Genomic DNA, 16,947 nt, shown 5'->3' on the forward strand with positions numbered 1-16,947 from the left:
CCATACGCGAACGCACGGAAGACATCGTTCAACGGCGGGTGAAGGACACTCCCGTGGCCGCTTCCAGCAGGTCGGCCGGCAGGGCCGAACGTGCCACGGCCACCCGCTCGAAACCTGCCGCCATGGCGATTCCCCGCAGCCGTTCACTGCTGACCACGGCGACCGCCTGAACCAGCCGCCGCCATGCCGGGGCGATGAGCGAACGTTGCAGGTGCTCCAGGGCCTCGGCGCTGGAAAGCAGCACGGCGGAGCGCTTGCCGAGCTTCAGCAGGGGATCGATGTGGCGGCGGTCGATCCGCGGCGCCACGCGGTGATACACGTGGATCTCGTCCAGCCTGGCGCCCCGGGCGGCCAGCTGCTCGCGCAGCAGGCCACGACCGCCAGGCGCGCCCACCAGGGCAACACGACGGCCGGCGATGTCGGCCAGTTCCGGAAGGGCGAGCACGCCCTCGCTATCCTGGCGCGAATCAGGGAAATGGACATCGGTGATGCCGGCGGTCTTGAGCGCGCGGGCGGTGCCCCGCCCCACGGCAATCACGGTGGCCCGGGTCGCCAGGGGCAGCAGATCGGCGGCGAAGCGCACGGCGGCCGGGCTGGTGAACAGCAGGGTGTCGCCCTCGAGCGCCTCGCGCAGCGACGCATGCGTGGCGGAGGCGTCGGCGGTGGCACGCAGCGACAGGCCGGGCACGGCGACGGGAATCCCGCCCAGCTTGCGTACCCGGCGGGACAACGGCCCCGCCGTACCGGCGGGTCGGGTGATGACGACGGTGACGTTGCGGAGAGGTTGTGTACGGCTCACGGAAGCATCCTGCGGTGTGACAGGCCAGCATAGGAACATGGGATACATGTCACCACTGCCGAAGGTATGGGGGGAATCCCCCGTACGGGTGCGAACGGACGATATGCCCCCGTAGACTTCCGCTCTTATGATTGCGATCGACGACTCCCTCAAGGCTCTCGAGGCCTTCATCCTCGGCAGCATCCCGCTTGCCCGGGCCATGGACATCCACCTCGCCGGCTTCGACGGCGAGTGTCTGCGCATGACCGCACCGCTGGGGCCTAACATCAACGACAAGGGCTGTGCCTTCGGCGGCAGCCTGGCCAGCGTGATGACCCTGGCCTGCTGGGCCCTCGTCGAAGCCTCGCTGCGCCAGCGCGGGCATGACTGCGACCTGTTCGTGGGCGATTCGACGATCCGTTATCTCGCGCCGGTCTGGGGGGATATCGAGGCGGAGGCCCGTCTCGCTCCCCGTGGGGACTGGAACGTATTCTTTGCCACCCTGGATGCCCGTGGCCGTACCCGCGGCGACTTCACCTGCGTGGTGCCCGGCGACGACGGCAGGCCGGCCGCCACGCTTGAAGCGCGCTTCGTGGCCAAGCGCCGGGCATAATGCCGGCCGAAGCCCCGATGGAACCTGCCATGCGCCGTATCGTCCTACCCGTCCTGGTCGCCGCCCTGGCCCTGCTGGCCGGCTGCGCCTCCGACAAGCGCAGCGATTCGCTGACCACGACGCTTATGCGTTACGGATCGGCCATCCGCTGGGGCGACTTCACCACGGCCCAGGCCTTCGTGGACCCGGATTACGCCGCAGCGCACCCGCTCAGCTCCATTGAGCAAAGCCGCCTCGCCCAGCTGCGCGTCACGTCCTACGACGAGGGCGGCGGTCCCCAGGCCGAGGGCAAGAACGAGGTGGTGCAGGTGGTCCAGGTCAGCGTAGTGAACCTGAACACCCAGGCCGAGCGCAGCATCGTCGATCGCCAGCGCTGGCATTACGACAGCGAAAAGAACCGCTGGTACCTCATGACGGGGCTGCCCGACTTCTCGCCGCACTGAACCCGATATAATCGGATGTTTTGATCCCTTGCGGCCCTGGAAGACCGGATGAACGACGTACTGCACAAGCTGCCCGAATTCGCGAGCAACCACCTCGCGCTGGTGGCCCTTTTCGTGGCCATCCTGATCGCGCTGATCGTCGGGGAGGCCAGCCGCCTGTTCCGCAAGTGGAAGAGCCTGACCCCGGCTGCCCTCACCCAGCTGATCAACCGCGACACCCCGCTCATCATCGATCTCTCGGCCAGCGCCGATTTCGAGAAGGCGCATATCCCGGGCGCCAAGAACGTGGCGATGAGCCAGTTCGACCCGGAAACCCAGAAGGATCTTTCCAAGGCGAAGGAGCTTCCGGTGGTGCTGATCGACAAGGACGGCCGCAGCGTGGGCAAGGCGGCCAACCGCCTGATCAAGGCCGGTTTCACGCGGGTTTTCGTGCTGGAAGGCGGTACCTACGCCTGGCAGAACGCGCAGTTGCCGGTGGCCAAAGGCAAGAAGTAAGGGTTTCGCCCGGACGGTCGCGCGCGAGGCGCGCTCCTACAACGGTCGCGTTGGGCTGGGGGCGTATCGCTTGGGGGCGCTCGCTGGGGGCTTTTGTAGGAGCGCGCCTTGCGCGCGACCGGTCCGGGAAAAAATCCGCCGGCTCCCTCAAAGCCCGTGAATCCCCGCCCTTCCGCGCAGGATCTCCGCCAGCACATCAGGCGCCAGGTCGAACGAATCGAAATACAGCCGGTCATCCGGCAACCCGGCCGCCGCGAAGGCCTCGCGCCCCAGCTGGATCATGGCGGGCGGCCCGCTCATATAGACGTCGAAGCCGGAAAGATCGGCGTGATCGGCCAGCAAAGCCTCATGCACCAACCCCGCGCGCGCACCCGAGGCCTCTGCCGCCGCATCATCGGACAACACCGGCGTGAACCGCAGGTCAGGCACCCGGCGCTCCCACTCCCGGGCCATGTCGGCCAGGTAGAGATCTTCGGCCTGTCTCGCGCCCCAGTACACATGCATCGGCCGGCGCGTACCCAGCTCGATGAAATGCTCCACGATGGCCTTCACCGGCGCGAATCCCGTACCACCGGCCATGAACAACATGGGCCGCTCGGAGTCCTCACGCGGCACGAAGGTGCCCAGCGGCGCCTCGATGACCAGGCGGTCGCCGATCTTCAGCGATTCGTACACCCACGACGTGAACCCGCCCCCCGGCACATAACGCACGTGCAGCTCGATGCTGCCGTCCGCCACGGGACCGTTGGCGATGGAAAACGGCCGGTGCTTGCCGTCTTCGAGAATCACGTCGAGATACTGCCCCGGCAGCCAGTTCAGGCGGTCGCCATCGACCGGCTTCAGCCACACGCCCACCACTTCGGGCGCCAGCTCGCGGCGGGCCACCACTTCGGTCTGCACGCGACGATGCGGAATGTCCTCGACGGAGGCGATCTCACGCGCACGGATGGCGATATCGCCCACCGGCACTGCCTGGCAGAGCAGGATCGCGCCATGCGCGCGGGCATCGGTACTCAAGGCCACCGGCGGGTTGTGCGGATAGGCGCAATGCCCTTGCACAAGGGTGGCCTTGCAGCTGCCGCAGACGCCGCCGCGACACGAATAGGGCAACGCGATGCCGGCACGCTGGGCGGCTTCGAGCACGGTTTCGTCGCCGGACGCGTCAAAGCGCTTGCCGGACGTTGTAAGGGTTACGGTGGGCACGCGCCCATTATAGGACAATGGGTCCTTTCCTTAAGCCAAAGCGCCTGCCCATGACCATCTGGAAGCAATCCACCGATCTCGCCCACATCAATGCCTGGAGCCGCGGCACGATGATGGAGACCCTGGACATCCGCTTCATCGAGGTCGGCGACGACTGGCTGCGCGCCACCATGCCGGTGGACCACCGCACCAAGCAGCCCTTCGGCCTGCTCCACGGCGGCGCCTCGGTGGTGCTGGCCGAAACCCTCGGCAGCACGGCCTCCCTGCTCACCCTCGACGTCGAGAAGGAAGTCGCCGTGGGCCTCGACATCAACGCCAACCACATCCGAGGCGTACGCGGCGGCTTCGTCACCGGCACGGCCAAGGCCGCCCACCTGGGCCGCACCACCCAGGTATGGGAGATCCGCATCGAGGACGAAGCCGGCAAGCTGGTCTGCCTGTCGCGCCTGACCATGGCCGTGATCCCCTCGCCGGGCGGTGCCCCGGGAAACCTGCGCTCGTGAGCCGCGCCGCGCCCTACGCCTCGCTGACACCCGATGTCGTGCTTGCTGCCGTCGACGCGGCGGGCTCGTGGAGCGACGGGCGCCTGCTGACGCTCAACAGCTACGAAAACCGCGTCTTCCAGGTGGGACTGGAAGACGGCGGCTTCGTGGTGGCGAAGTTCTACCGCCCCGGGCGCTGGAGCGATGCGGCCATCCTCGAAGAACACGCCTTCGCGCAGGAACTGGTGGAAGCGGAGATTCCCATGGTCGCCCCGCTGGTCTTCGACGGCCAGACGCTGCTGCGTCATGAGGGTTTCCGCTATGCGCTGTATCCGCGCCGAGGCGGACGGGCACCGTCGCTGGAATCCACCGACCAGCTCGAATGGCTGGGGCGCCTGATCGGGCGCATGCATGCGGTGGGCTCACGCGAAACCTTCCACGATCGCGCCACGCTCGACCGCGCGTCGATGATCGAAAACCCAGCCCGTGCCGCCCTCGCCTCGTCGCTGCTGCCTTCGCACCTGGCCAACGCCTATCGCGACGCCGTCAGTCGCGTGGACGATGCGGTGGCCAACCGCTTCGAAGCCGTGGGCCCCATGCGCCGCATCCGCCTGCATGGCGACTGCCACCCGGGCAACGTGCTGTGGACCGATGCCGGTCCGCATTTCGTGGATCTGGACGACGCCCGCATGGGCCCGGCGATGCAGGACCTATGGATGCTCGCCTCCGATCCGGTCACCTTCGACGCCCTGCTGGAAGGCTACGCCCAGTTCCGCGACCTCGACCCGGCCGAACTCGCCCTGGTGCCCGCGCTGCGCGCCATGCGCCAGGTGCACTATGCCGGCTGGATCGCCGAACGCTGGGACGATCCGGCCTTTCCTGCCGCCTTCCCTTTCGCGGCCAAACCGCGCTGGTGGGAGCAGCACGTGGCCGACCTGCACGAGGCCGCGGACGCGCTTTAGCCTGCGCTCACCCTTCATCGTCATAATCCCCCGTCCGTCGTTCCAGGGATCCCGCATGCAATCGTTCTTCACCCGCATCATCGCCGTCTTCGAGATCGCCGGCGGCCTCTATGGGCTGGTCCGCCAGTTCGACCACCTGCTGGGCTCGCGGATGAATGGCCTTGACGCCGTGGTAACGGTACTGGGCGTGCTGATGTTCGGCTTCATCCTCGTCGCGGGCGTGCTGCTGGCAAGCAACGACGGCCGTGGCACGCAGATGTCGGTGTGGGCGCAGTTCCTCCAGGTGCCGCTGGTCGCCACGCCCGTCTTCAGCTACGCGCTTTCCGCCGGCGCCTTCGCGAACCTCTCCTTCACCCTGCAGCGTTCGCCGCGCCTGGGCTTCGACTGGGCCATCGCCGAGCATGGCTGGCTGCTGGCCCTGGGCGGCCCCTCCGCCGCGCACATCGGTGTGAACCTGCTGGCCCTGGTTTCCTGGCTGATGCTGCGATACGGCCGGTAACGCCTACCGGCTCCGCGATATCATTGGGCGATGAATACGCCCACCACCCCCGTCATCTCCCTCAAAACCGACCGCGTTCCGGGCCATCCCTGGGTCTGGTCCGCACAGATCGTCAAACCCGAGGGGCGCATTCCGCCCGGCAGCGTCGTCGAGGTGGTGGACGCAAAAGGCCGCTTCGTCGGCCGCGGCTTCTGGAACGGCCACGCCCGCGTGGCCCTGCGCATGCTCACGACCTCGCCCGACGAGACCATCGACGCCGGCTGGATTGCCGCGCGCCTGGCCCGTGCGGTGGAGCTTCGCCGCGAACTGCTGCGCCTGGACGACGTCAGCGACGCCTGGCGCGTGGTCCACAGCGAAGGCGACGGCCTCTCGGGCCTCGTCGTCGACCGTTACGCCAATCACCTGGTCGTCGAGTACTTCGCCGCCGGCATGTGGCGCTTCCGCGACACCATCCATGCCGAACTGCTGCGGCACTTCCCCGGCGCCTCGCTGTACTGGTTCGCCGAGCAGCACGTGCAGCGCCAGGAATCCTTCGACGTACGCTCGAACGACGCGCCCTCTGCCGTCGACGTGCACGAGCATGGCCTCGCCTTCCACGCCGCGCCGGGCCTGGGTCACAAGACGGGCTTCTTCGCCGACCAGCGCGACAACCGTCGCCGCTTCGCCGAGCTGGCCCGCGGCCGTCGCGTGCTCGATCTGTGCTGCAACGCCGGCGGCTTCGCCGTGCACGCCATGAAGGCCGGCGCCAGCGAAGCCATCGGTGTCGATGCCGATGCCGCCATCCTCGATGTCGCCCGCGAAAACGCCCGCATGAACGGCGTGGAAGCCAGCTTCGAGCAGGGCGATGTCTTCGAGTGGCTGCGCGCTGCCATCGCGGCCGGACGCACCTGGGATGCCGTGGTGCTCGATCCGCCCAAGCTCACCCGCGACCGCAACCAGGTCGTCAACGCGCTGAAGAAGTACTTCGCGATGAACCGCACGGCGCTCGACGTGCTGGCCCCGGGTGGCATCCTGCTCACCTGCTCGTGCACGGGCCTCGTCGGCGAAGACGACTTCATCGAAATGATCCGTCGCGTGGCCCTCAATGCCGGGCGCGAAATCCAGCTGCTGCATGTGGCCGGTGCGGGCGCCGATCATCCGGTAGCCAGCAACGTGCCGGAGAACCGTTACCTCAAGGCGGTTTTCTGCAGGGTCGACTGACGACTCATTCACCATGCCTTGATCGTGCGCCGGCCCACACTGCCGGCCATGTCCAGGAAACCGCCCGCCGGCGCCCTCGTGGTGCCCACTGTAGAACGTGCGCACGCGAAGGCGGCGGGGCTGGTGTATGTCTGCGATACCGATGTCGGCATCACGCGATGCCGGCGGGGTCGCGGGTTCGTGTATACCGACCCGCGCGGACGCCGGATTACCAATGAGGCCACGCTGGCGCGTATCCGCGCGCTGGCCATTCCCCCGGCCTACACCCAGGTGTGGATCTGCCAGCAGGAGCGCGGCCACCTGCAGGCCACGGGGCGCGACGCGCGTCGGCGCAAGCAGTATCGCTACCACGTGAAGTGGCGCGCGGAGCGCGACCGCGGCAAGTTCGAACGCCTGCTGGATTTCGGAGCCACCTTGCCCCGGCTGCGCCGACGCCTGCGCAAGGATCTCGCCCTGCCCGGCCTGCCGCGCGACAAGGTGCTGGCGCTGGTGGTGAGCCTGCTCGAAGAAACCATGATCCGCGTGGGCAACGACACCTATGCGCGTGAAAACCATTCCTTCGGGCTGACCACCCTGCGTTCGCGCCATGTCGCCGTCCACAAGGGCCGCATCGAATTCCACTTCCGCGGCAAGAGCGGCCAGTGGGCTGACGTGGTGCTCGACGACCGACGGCTGGTGAAGGCCATACGCCGCGTGCAGGAGCTGCCCGGGCAGCGGCTGTTCCAGTACATCGACGACGACGGCCAGCGCCAGCCCGTGGACTCGGGCATGGTCAACGACTACCTGCGCGAAGCCACCGGCGGCGAATTCACTGCCAAGGACTTCCGCACCTGGGGTGGCACCGTGCATGCGGTGGCAATCCTGGCGGGCACGCCGCTACCGGAGGAAGGAGGCGAACGTGCGCTGAAGGCAACGCTGGCCGGCGCCGTGAAAGAAGTGGCCGGGGTGCTCGGCAACACCCCTGCGGTATGCCGCAGCTCCTACATCCACCCGGAGGTGTTCGCCGGATGGCTCGACGGCGAACTGCAACGTAGGGTGCCACCCACCGATCCGCGTTTCATCCGCAAGCTGGAAGCCTCGACGCTGGCCTTCCTTCGTCGGCGCCTTCGTGCCGTTACCCGCTCCCGCTGACGCTCACGGATGGCTATAGTGCGCACACGGGGATTCGCGTTGGATTTATCAGGGGCTGTGTTGACGATGTCGCGGTGGAAGGTGATCCCCCTGTTGGCGGCCATGGGCCTGGCCATCACGGTACATGCGCAGGAAGCGCCCGACGCACCCGCTCCGATTCCGGGCATACCCGCGCATCGGGGTGTGATCGACGACACCTGGATCATCGCGCCGCGCCGCATGGGCAATGCCACCCTGGCAGCCGTTAAGAACTACGCCGACGAAGGCGACATCGCCGCCGGTGTTTCGCTGCGCTACCAGATCGACCACGCCGACTGGATCGCCGCCGACGTCTTTATCTATCCCGCCGGCGACGGCGATGGCAGCCGCATGCTCAAGCGCGCGGTGGATGACTTCCGCGAATCGGTCAACTTTGCCGAGAAGCAGGAGATTTACCGCAACGTGTGGTGGGGCGACGAAATTCCGTACACGGCCAGCCTTTCGGGCGGCCGCAAACTGGAAGGGCGTTTCCTGCCGATCGTGTTCGACGCGCAGCAGGACATGCTTACCTCGCGCACCTATTTGTTCTACCGCAAGCTCTACTTCACCAAGATCCGCCTGACCACCACGGTGGATGCGGTGGATTCGCTGGTCGATACGTCGGACAAGTTCATCCGCAACCTGCTCGATGGCGTGGAAGTGGTGAGCGTGGGCGGCTGCGGCCGGCAGATGGACGTAGTGGGCCTGGCGCCCGGGCAGTCGCCGCCTCCTGAGATGGCTGATGGCGTGAGCGCCGATGGCTACCGCGTGGCCCTGCGCACCAACAAGAGCGGCCAGCCCATCGTGGGTGAAGCCATGAGCAAGGTGATGGCCCTGGCGGCCAAGCGCCAGCTGGCTACCGGCTGCACGGTGCTCGACTACCACCCGCCGCTGGAAGACGGCACCCGCACGGTGCTGCACCTGTCGTTCAGCACCGAGGATTGGGGTGCGACGCCGCGGCAGTGATCGCGGGTTGGCTTGCCGAAACAGAAGCGGCCGGGGCGCGTCCCACGCCCCGACCGCCACCGCCACGCTGGCCTGTCCCGGCCACCCACTGATGGACCCGGCCAATCCGCTGTGACGGCGTGGCCATGGTGTGCGGATTCGGAAGCGGTACCTATGGAAGGATTCTGAAAAACGGCATCCGGGAGATGCGATTTATCTCATCGTGGATGGATGAGGGTTCGAGCCGATGTGGCGTGGTCGTGTTTACTGGTAAACCGGGGCGCTGGGTTCCAGCGTTCGCTGGAACGACGGGCTACAAGACTGGGATGTCCTGCCTACCCCTCACGCCGTCCCTGCGAACGCAGGGACCCAGTGCGGTGCAATGGGTTAACGACGGGCTAAAAGACTGGGATGTCCTGCCTACCTCTCGCGTCGTCCCTGCGAACGCAGGGACCCAGTGCGGTGCAATGGGTTAACGGCGGGCTAAAAGACTGGGATGTCCTGCCACCCCTCACGTCGTCCCTGCGAACGCAGGGACCCAGTGCGATGCAATGGGTTGTCGCGATCATGTTACCTACATAATCCCCGGCACACCGCAACGGCGACGCCACTGCACACCAATCACCGCTGCACTGAAAACGTTTCAATTTACGCCCCGCCATGGTGGACGTACTTTCGTAGGAATCCCAATCACCCAAGGGTTTCCCATGGAATACCGACTGCTTGGCCGTTCCGGCCTCAAGGTCTCCACGCTGACGATGGGCACGATGACGTTCGGTGGCGAAGGCAAGTTCGCCACCGTCGGCAGCAGTGGCGTCGACGAAGCCCGCCGCTTGATCGACATGTGCGTGGATGCGGGCGTGAACCTGCTCGACACGGCCAACATGTATTCCGCTGGCCGCTCGGAAGAGATCATCGGTGAAGTGCTCAACGGCAAGCGCCCGAAAGGCCTGCTGCTCGCCACCAAGGCACGCTTCCGCATGGGCGACGGCCCGAACGACGTCGGCCTGTCGCGTCATCACCTGATCCGCGAGTGCGAGGCCAGCCTGCGTCGCCTGCGTACCGACGTGATCGACCTGTACCAGGTCCACCAGTGGGACGGACTCACGCCGCTGGAAGAAACCCTCGAAGCACTCGATACGCTGGTGAAGCAGGGTAAGGTTCGCTACCTCGGCTGCTCGAACTATTCGGCGTGGCATCTGATGAAGGCGCTGGGTATCAGCGAGCGCGAACATCGCCAGCGCTTTGTTGCCCAGCAGATCCATTACACGCTGGAAGCGCGCGAAGCCGAGTATGAATTGCTGCCGATCTCCATCGACCAGGGACTGGGCGTACTCGTATGGAGTCCGCTTGCTGCGGGCCTGCTCTCGGGCAAGCACCGTCGCGATGCGAAGGCTCCGGAAGGTTCACGCCAGCTCGCCGGCTGGACGGAGCCGCCGATCCGCGATGAAGAGCGTCTGTGGCGCATCGTGGACGTGCTGGTGTCGATCGGCGAGGCGCGTGGCGTATCGGCGGCGCGGGTCGCCCTGGCGTGGCTGCTGGAGCGTCCGGCCGTGACGTCTCTGGTAATCGGTGGCCGTACCGAGGTGCAGTTCCGCGACAATCTCGCAGCGGCCGAACTGAAGCTCACCGCCGAAGAGCGTCAGCGTCTGGATGATGTCAGCGCCCCGCCGTTGCTCTACCCGTACTGGCACCAGCTGTACACGGCATCGGACCGCCTCAGCGAAGCCGACATGCCACTGCTGCGTCCACACCTGGACAAAAAGTAGGCCCGACTGTCGTTCCTGCGCAGGCAGGAACCCAGCGCACCGGTTCACCAGTAAAAACCGCTACGTTGCATCGGCTTGTGTGTAGGTAACCCTCTCGCGAGAACCCACCGCACCGCACTGGGTCCCTGCGTTCGCAGGGACGACGTGAGGGGTAGACAGGGAGTCGCAATCTCGCAACCCGTCGTTCCTGCGAACGCAGGAACCTAGCGCCACGGTTCACCAGTAAACACCGCCACGTTTCATCGGCTTGTGTGTAGGTAACCCGCTCGCGGAAACCTATTGCACCGCACTGGGTCCCTGCTTTCGCAGGGACGACGTGAGGGGTAGGAAAGGAATCGAAATCTCGCAACCCGTCGTTCCTGCGAACGCAGGAACCCAGCGCCACGGTTCACCAGTAAACACCGCCACGTTTCATCGGCTTGTGTGTAGGTAACTCGCTCGCGGAAACCTATTGCACCGCACTGGGTCCGAAGCGTTCGCAGGGACAACGTGAGGGGTAGACAGGGCATCGCAATCTCGTAACCCGTCGTTCCTGCGAACGCAGGAACCCAGCGCCACGGTTCACCAGTAAACACCGCCACGTTTCATCGGCTTGTGTGTAGGTAACCCGCTCGCGGAAACCTATTGCACCGCACTGGGTCCCTGCGTTCGCAGGGACGACGTGAGGGGTAGGCAGGGCATCGCAATCTCCCAATCCGTCGTTCCTGCGAACGCAGGAACCCAGCGCCACGGTTCACCAGTAAACACCGCCACGCTGCATCAGCCCGTGTGTAGGTGGCACTGTCGCGCAAATCGATTGCACCGCACTGGGTCCCTGCGTTCGCAGGGACGACGTGAGGGGAGGAATAAGAGACATCAAGTGACGGCATGCGTCCGAAGGTCCTGGCGCCAGGCACGCAGACCCATCGACGCCAGCACGACGAAACCAGCGTACAGCACGGCCGTTACCGGTAGATCCTTATAGACGTACTCGCCCACATAGATCACATCCACCACGATCCACAACCACCACGCAGCAGCATGCCGACGTGCCTGCCACCACTGGGCAACGAGGCTGAACGCGGTAAGCGCCGCATCCAGCCAAGGCAGCGCAGCATCCGTCCAGCGATGCATGCCGAAGCCAAGCGCCAGAGCAGCAAGCGTGCCCACGGCCAGATGCAGGATCGCACTGCGCCTGTCGAGCGCCGTGACGCGCACATGCCCCGTATCGTCAAGATGACGCATCCATCGCTGCCAGCCGTAGAGGATCAACACGGCGAACACCACCTGCAGCAAGGTATCCGAATACAGCTTCGCCTCGATGAAGATCCACGCATAGGCAATCACGGACACCAGCCCCACGGGCCACGACCAGGGACTGCGCCGTGCCGTGAGCCATACGCCCGCCGCGCTCACCAGCGCAGCAGACACCTCGAAGACCGACAGCTCAAAAGTCATACGTCACCGACAGGCGCGCCAGACGCGGCATGCCCGGGAACAGGTAACGGTCGCCGCCCGAACTGCCCGTATCTCGCCAGTAGAAGTGATTGAACACGTTGTCGACATTGAGGCGGATCGTGAGCGCATGCGCATCGATGGCAGTGACATAGCGCAGCCCCGCATCGAACACATGATAGGCCGGCACACTGGTGCGGCCATCTGGCGTGGCAACGTTCGTACCCACATAGCGCCAGCCGCCAAGCACGGCCAGGCCCGGCGCAAACGGCAGGCTGTAGTCGGCATACACCGCCGTGCGCCAACGCGGCACGTTGATTACCTGATGGCCTTCGTAAGCGGCAATGCCCGTGTTTTCCGCACGTGCGCGTATCGCATTGGCACTGGCCGTGATGCGCAGGTTGTCGGTGAGGCGGCCGGCGAGGTTCAGCTCGACGCCCGTATGCACCTCCTGGCCCATCTGCACGAAGGTGAAGCCCGAGGCCGAACTATCCGGGCTCGCGAACTGATAGGGCTGACGGATGCGATATACCGCCGCCTGAAGGTCCAGCGAATCACTGACGGCGTACTTTGCGCCCGCCTCGATCTGCCGCGAATGCAACGATGCCAGCGTCGTGCCGCCATTGCTCGTCCAGTACGGCGCCGAGCGACCCAGCGACAGGCCCTCGCCGTAGCTGACATAGGTGGTCAGCGGCGCCGTGGGCTGCCAGAGCACGGCGGCCTGCGGCAGCGTCTTGGTCATACGCGTATGTCGCTGCTCAACGCCACTGCTGTCATAAGCGGTTTCGTCCAGACGCACCAGGCGCGCACCCGCCAGCACCTGCCACTGTTCGCCCAGATGCACGCGGTCGATGGCAAACAACGTACGCTGCCAGCTGGTGAGCCGGCGCGCCGACGGACCGGGCTGGTTGGGCGATGGTGCGAACACCGGCGGCTCGGGATCGTCGATATTCGCCGTACCCACGTAGTCGTACACGTAAGGACGCTGATCCATCGTGCGACGGAAACTGCTGGCGCCCACGTTCAGCTCGTGATCCACGCTGCCGGTGGCGAAACTGCCGGTAAGAACGGCGCGCACTTCGTCGTTCACGCGGGTATCGTCGGGACTACGGAAATCGTAGACGTCGTAGTCGCCGTTCGGCGCGAAGAAATAACCCGGCGAACCGTTTGCGCAGGCGGCGGCATACGCACAACCATAGGCAAACGCCACGTTGTCGTCGATGGCAGTGCGGCTATGCCCTGCCGACAGCTGGCCGTTCCACTTGTCGCTGAAGCGGTAATTGAAGCGCAGCGAGGTATTGCTCGAATGAATACCCACCGGCTGCTGCCAGGGCTGGTACCCCAGCAGGCGCGTGCGACTGGGATGCCCGGGAATCGTGGTGCCACCGAGCAGCTGGTAGCCTGATGCCGAACGCTGGCCGCTGGTCTGGTAATCCGTATCGAGCAGCAGCGTGGCACGCTCGCTGATCTTCCAGTCTGCCGCGATGGAAACATAGCTGCGCCGACCATTGGCATGCTCGATATACGAGTGGGTCTGCTCGTTGGCCGCGTTCACGCGCATCCCGAACGACGGCGAGAACCAGGCACCGAGATCCAGCGCTTCGTATGACGAACCATGCGAATCCGTGCCGACGGTGACCGTATGGACGTCCGCTGCACGCTTGCTCACATAGTTGACCAGGCCACCGGGCTCGACCACGCCGGCTTCCAGTCCGCCCAGGCCCTTGAGCACTTCCACGCGCTCCTTGCCTTCCAGCGCCAGTCGCTGTTCACCTGACATGAGCATGCCGTTGAAACGGAAGCCGGTGGCCAGATCGAGCGGAAAACCACGGATGGAGACATCCTGGTAGTAACCCACCGGCGCGTAGTTGTCGTTGATCGCGGCATCGCCGCGCACCAGTTCGCTCAGCGAACGGGGCTGGCGGTCGTCGATCTGCGCGCGCGTAATCACGGTGATCGCGGCCGGCGTGTCGTGCAGGCTCGCGCTGCCGAAGCTGCCGAAGGTATCCAGCTGCGAACTGGCGGCCTGGTAACCGTTGGCAGTGGTGGCATGCACGTCGATCGTGGGCAGGGTGCGCGCCTGCGGCGCGGCATCGTCGGCTGCCCGCGCGAACGGCGCGGCGGCAAGCAGGGCAAGGAAAAGCGGGGTGCGGGAGGGGTTCATCGTCGTCTTCGTGGCTACGGACGAAGCGACGGCGGACCGCATGCCGCGCAGACGGCCGTGGTCCTGCAAGCTCCCTACGCCGGTGTTAACCGGATCAGGTTCCAAGGGACTCTCTCAGCCGGCATTCGCCCGGCACCCCCGCTTCAGGCGCCTATTGAACCACGAATCGTCAGACGGCGTAGCGCAGGAAGTCCAGGAAGGCCCGGCCGTAGGGCCCGGCAAACCAGGCCGCATGGCCGCGCAGGAAGGTGTGATAGGCCACGTCGGCGTGGTCGGGGCGGCGCGTGATGCCCTCGAAATACTCCACCTCGGACAGTGCGAAGTCGATATGCACCAGCGGCAACACGTCGGCAAGCAGGGCTACGTCTTCGGCCGTGAGTGGCCTTACCGAGCGGTAGCCGCGAAGCAGCGCCAGGGCAAGATCCGTGCGTGCGATGTCACCACGCGCCACGTCCAGCCATGCAATGGCATTGCGCTCGATGGCGGTCGCGAGGTCGAACAAGGCAAAGGTGCGCGCCGACAGGCCGAAGTCCAGCACGTCGGTGATCGTGGCGGCGTCGCCATCGTCGCTCCAGCAGAGGTTCGACACATGCCAGTCGCCGTGCGTCCATAGCGGCGCCTGATGCGCGATGCCATCCCAGGCACTCCTATGCCAGGGTGCGATGGCGGTGCTGACCTGGGTTTTCCAGTCGTGCCGGCGCAGGTAGGCATCCAGGTGCGGCCGGTGCGCCAGCTGGTCAGCCATGGACGCCACCGGGTCCGGATCGGAAAGGATTTCCGCGCGGGCCACGAGGATGTCGGTGGATCGCTGGGGCGCGTCATAGCCTTCGGCGGCCAGATGCAGCCGGCCAAGCATCGCGCCCGCCGCCCATGCATGCTTTACCCCGCCGATAGGCGACCACGAGAACGCATCGCGGTAGATATCGCGACCGCGTGCCGGGTCGTGGATCTCGTAGACCCATTGGCCCTGCTTCAGGACCGTGGCGCCATCTTCCATGGCAAGCACACGCGGCACGGGCATACCTCGCGCACGCAGGTGCGCCGAGAAATGGTGCTCTTCTTCCAGCTGTGCCGGCGTGCGCACGCTGCGATGGTGGCGCTTCATGAAGACGCGCCCCTGCGCCGTATCGACCAGCGCAGCGGCAGACAGCGGCCGGGGGCTGCGCCAGGCCAGTGCGCGCAGGCCGCCCAGCTGCGGATAGTGTTCAAGGACGACGCCCACCTCGGGAGCGACCAGCGGCGGCCAGTCGGGTTCCAGTTCGTCGCCGGCAAGGCCGTGGGTAAGGTGGACGTCGTCGATCATCCCGGGAGTTTACCCGTGCGGCTGCTCCGTCGTGGCCGACGCGGTATCCGCGTCGTCGTGCCGGTTCCACCAGCCGCCACCCAGTGCCTGGAACAGGGCCGTGGTGTCGGACAAGCGGGTGGCCTTGGCCTGTGCCAGCGACAACAGGGCCTGCCGCCAGAGCAGTTCGCTGGCAAGCACCTGCGACTGGCTGGCGTCGCCAAGGCTCAGCTGCTGCTGGAGGATGGACAGGCTGCTTGCCGCCGCGCGCTCCGCCCGCTGGGCCGCCAGCAGGGCCTGCGTGTCGGCACGGATGGCATGAAGAGTGTCTGCCACCGATTGCAGGGCTGCCAGCACCACGCCGCGGTACTGCGCCGCTGCCTGGTCATAGGCCGCCTCCGCCGCACGCTGCTTGTGCTTGAGCGCGCCGCCGTCGAACAGGGGCTGGGTCAGGCCCGCTCCCAGGCTCCAGAAACCGGTGCTGCCCGCAAACAGCTGGCTGGTCTTCTCTGCCGTGGTGCCGGCGGTGGCCGTGATCTGGAGGTCCGGCAGGCGTGCCGCGACCGCCACGCCTACATCGGCGCTGGCGCCATGCAGGGCTTCTTCGGCCGCGCGCACGTCGGGGCGTTGCTCCACCAGCTTCGCCGGAAGGCTGAGCGGCAGTTCCTTCGGCAGGTGCAATGATTCGAGGGTGAACACCGCCGGCACCGGTTCGTCCGGACGCCGGCCCGTGAGCACGGCCAGCAGGTCGCGCTGTTGCGCCAGCTGCTTTTCCAGCGGCGGCAGCGTCGCCCTGCTCTGTTCCAGCGCAGCCACCTGCACGGCGATATCACCATCGGAAACGTCACCCAGCGCACGCTGGCGACGAAGCGTTTCGAGGATGCGACCCTGCGCGTCGATGATGCGCTGGGTGACGTCGATCTGCTCGCGCAGCGACGCCTCGCCGATGGCGGCATTCACCACGTTGCTGGTCAGCGTCAGATACGTGGCCTCCAGTTGGAAGCGCTGCGCCTCGGCCTGCGCCACGCTCGATTCCACCTGGCGTCGCGTACCACCCCAGATATCGGGCGAATACGACACACTGAGCTGCGCCGTGGTGAGGTTGTACAGGCTGGCATTGGACGCGGCACCGCTGGCGACATCCGCCGCCGTATCCTGGCGCGTGCTGTTCACGCTGCCGTTCACCGTGGGGAAATAGGCCCCGCGCTGGGCCCTCACGTTTTCCCACGCCTGGCGCAGCGCTGCATGTGCGGCGGTCACGTCACTGTTATGCGCCAGCGCGTCGGCGATCAGCGCATCCAGCTGCTTGTCGTGGAACAGCGTCCACCACTGGCCGGGAATATCCATGCCTTCCACGATGTGCTGCGCGGCGTGCCCTGTCATTGGTCTGGGATGCGGCTCGTATGCCGTGGCCTTCGGCGCGTCGGGACGCTGGAAGTCCGGACCCACCGCACAGCCGGCGAGCCCGACGAGAAGCAGGGGCAGCAACAGGCGCGTGCATCCCCTGGCTTGAATGAACTGGCGCATGA

General features: G+C 66.2%; 16 protein-coding genes and 1 riboswitch. Of the genes, 10 read left to right on the top strand and 6 right to left on the bottom strand.

The annotated features are described in order from the left end of the window. Positions 1-28: 28 nt before the first annotated feature. A complete protein-coding gene (locus tag HBF25_RS16830) occupies positions 29-799 on the bottom strand; it encodes a uroporphyrinogen-III synthase (protein WP_250878959.1) in 771 nt (256 codons plus the stop codon). A gap of 127 nt (positions 800-926) precedes the next feature. Between HBF25_RS16830 and HBF25_RS16835 the strand changes: the two genes are divergently transcribed. From HBF25_RS16835 to HBF25_RS16845, 3 genes are read left to right on the top strand one after another with little or no spacing between them, the layout of a single operon-like run. After that, positions 927-1,391 carry a YiiD C-terminal domain-containing protein gene (locus HBF25_RS16835; protein WP_166950436.1) on the top strand — a complete coding sequence of 155 codons (465 nt, stop codon included), beginning with the start codon at positions 927-929 and terminating at the stop codon, positions 1,389-1,391. 29 nt (positions 1,392-1,420) lie between these two features. Beyond that, positions 1,421-1,834, top strand: a complete 414-nt coding sequence (locus tag HBF25_RS16840; protein ID WP_166950438.1) for a hypothetical protein — start codon at positions 1,421-1,423, stop codon at positions 1,832-1,834. Positions 1,835-1,882: 48 nt separating this feature from the next. Further along, a complete protein-coding gene (locus HBF25_RS16845) occupies positions 1,883-2,329 on the top strand; it encodes a rhodanese-like domain-containing protein (protein WP_166950440.1) in 447 nt (148 codons plus the stop codon). 147 nt (positions 2,330-2,476) lie between these two features. Here the strand turns inward: HBF25_RS16845 and HBF25_RS16850 are convergent, their stop codons facing one another. Beyond that, positions 2,477-3,550, bottom strand: coding sequence for a 2Fe-2S iron-sulfur cluster-binding protein (locus tag HBF25_RS16850; RefSeq protein WP_208392644.1), 1,074 nt, complete (start codon positions 3,548-3,550; stop codon positions 2,477-2,479). Between the two features lie 32 nt (positions 3,551-3,582). Here HBF25_RS16850 and HBF25_RS16855 point away from each other — a divergent pair, with 32 nt between their 5' ends. The 7 genes from HBF25_RS16855 (at position 3,583) to HBF25_RS16885 (ending at position 10,538) form a co-directional block, all read left to right on the top strand. Further along, positions 3,583-4,035, top strand: a complete 453-nt coding sequence (locus tag HBF25_RS16855) for a hotdog fold thioesterase (RefSeq protein ID WP_166950442.1) — start codon at positions 3,583-3,585, stop codon at positions 4,033-4,035. Then, positions 4,032-4,976, top strand: coding sequence for a serine/threonine protein kinase (locus HBF25_RS16860; RefSeq protein WP_341778099.1), 945 nt, complete (start codon positions 4,032-4,034; stop codon positions 4,974-4,976). Before HBF25_RS16855 ends, HBF25_RS16860 begins: the two co-directional genes overlap by 4 nt. A 55-nt stretch (positions 4,977-5,031) precedes the next feature. Next, the gene (locus HBF25_RS16865) at positions 5,032-5,475 is read left to right on the top strand and encodes a hypothetical protein (protein WP_166950446.1); all 444 of its coding nucleotides are present in this window, start codon (positions 5,032-5,034) and stop codon (positions 5,473-5,475) included. 30 nt (positions 5,476-5,505) lie between these two features. Further along, positions 5,506-6,675: a class I SAM-dependent rRNA methyltransferase gene (locus HBF25_RS16870; RefSeq protein ID WP_166950448.1), complete on the top strand. Its 1,170-nt coding sequence runs from the start codon at positions 5,506-5,508 to the stop codon at positions 6,673-6,675. Positions 6,676-6,723: 48 nt separating this feature from the next. Further along, entirely contained in the window at positions 6,724-7,806 is a 1,083-nt protein-coding gene (locus HBF25_RS16875) for a DNA topoisomerase IB (protein ID WP_166950450.1), read from the top strand. A gap of 66 nt (positions 7,807-7,872) precedes the next feature. After that, complete coding sequence (locus tag HBF25_RS16880; protein WP_166950452.1) at positions 7,873-8,790, top strand: hypothetical protein; 918 nt, start codon at positions 7,873-7,875, stop codon at positions 8,788-8,790. A gap of 686 nt (positions 8,791-9,476) precedes the next feature. After that, on the top strand, positions 9,477-10,538 hold the full coding sequence (locus tag HBF25_RS16885; RefSeq protein ID WP_166950454.1) for an aldo/keto reductase: 1,062 nt from the start codon (positions 9,477-9,479) through the stop codon (positions 10,536-10,538). Between the two features lie 855 nt (positions 10,539-11,393). On the opposite strand, the gene pnuC is transcribed toward HBF25_RS16885, so the two are convergent. The 4 genes from pnuC to HBF25_RS16905 all read right to left on the bottom strand — a co-directional run bounded on the left by pnuC (position 11,394) and on the right by HBF25_RS16905 (position 16,945). Further along, positions 11,394-11,975: a nicotinamide riboside transporter PnuC gene (gene pnuC / locus HBF25_RS16890; protein WP_425483503.1), complete on the bottom strand. Its 582-nt coding sequence runs from the start codon at positions 11,973-11,975 to the stop codon at positions 11,394-11,396. Next, entirely contained in the window at positions 11,965-14,136 is a 2,172-nt protein-coding gene (locus HBF25_RS16895) for a TonB-dependent siderophore receptor (protein WP_166950455.1), read from the bottom strand. Before HBF25_RS16895 ends, pnuC begins: the two co-directional genes overlap by 11 nt. Before the next feature lie 54 nt (positions 14,137-14,190). Continuing rightward, positions 14,191-14,286, bottom strand: a riboswitch (TPP riboswitch). 19 nt (positions 14,287-14,305) lie between these two features. Then, positions 14,306-15,439, bottom strand: coding sequence for a phosphotransferase enzyme family protein (locus HBF25_RS16900; protein WP_166950457.1), 1,134 nt, complete (start codon positions 15,437-15,439; stop codon positions 14,306-14,308). Positions 15,440-15,448: 9 nt separating this feature from the next. Continuing rightward, complete coding sequence (locus HBF25_RS16905) at positions 15,449-16,945, bottom strand: efflux transporter outer membrane subunit (protein ID WP_166950459.1); 1,497 nt, start codon at positions 16,943-16,945, stop codon at positions 15,449-15,451. Positions 16,946-16,947 lie beyond the last annotated feature (2 nt).

The organism is Luteibacter anthropi, from assembly GCF_011759365.1.
Classification (GTDB): Bacteria; Pseudomonadota; Gammaproteobacteria; order Xanthomonadales; family Rhodanobacteraceae; genus Luteibacter; species Luteibacter anthropi.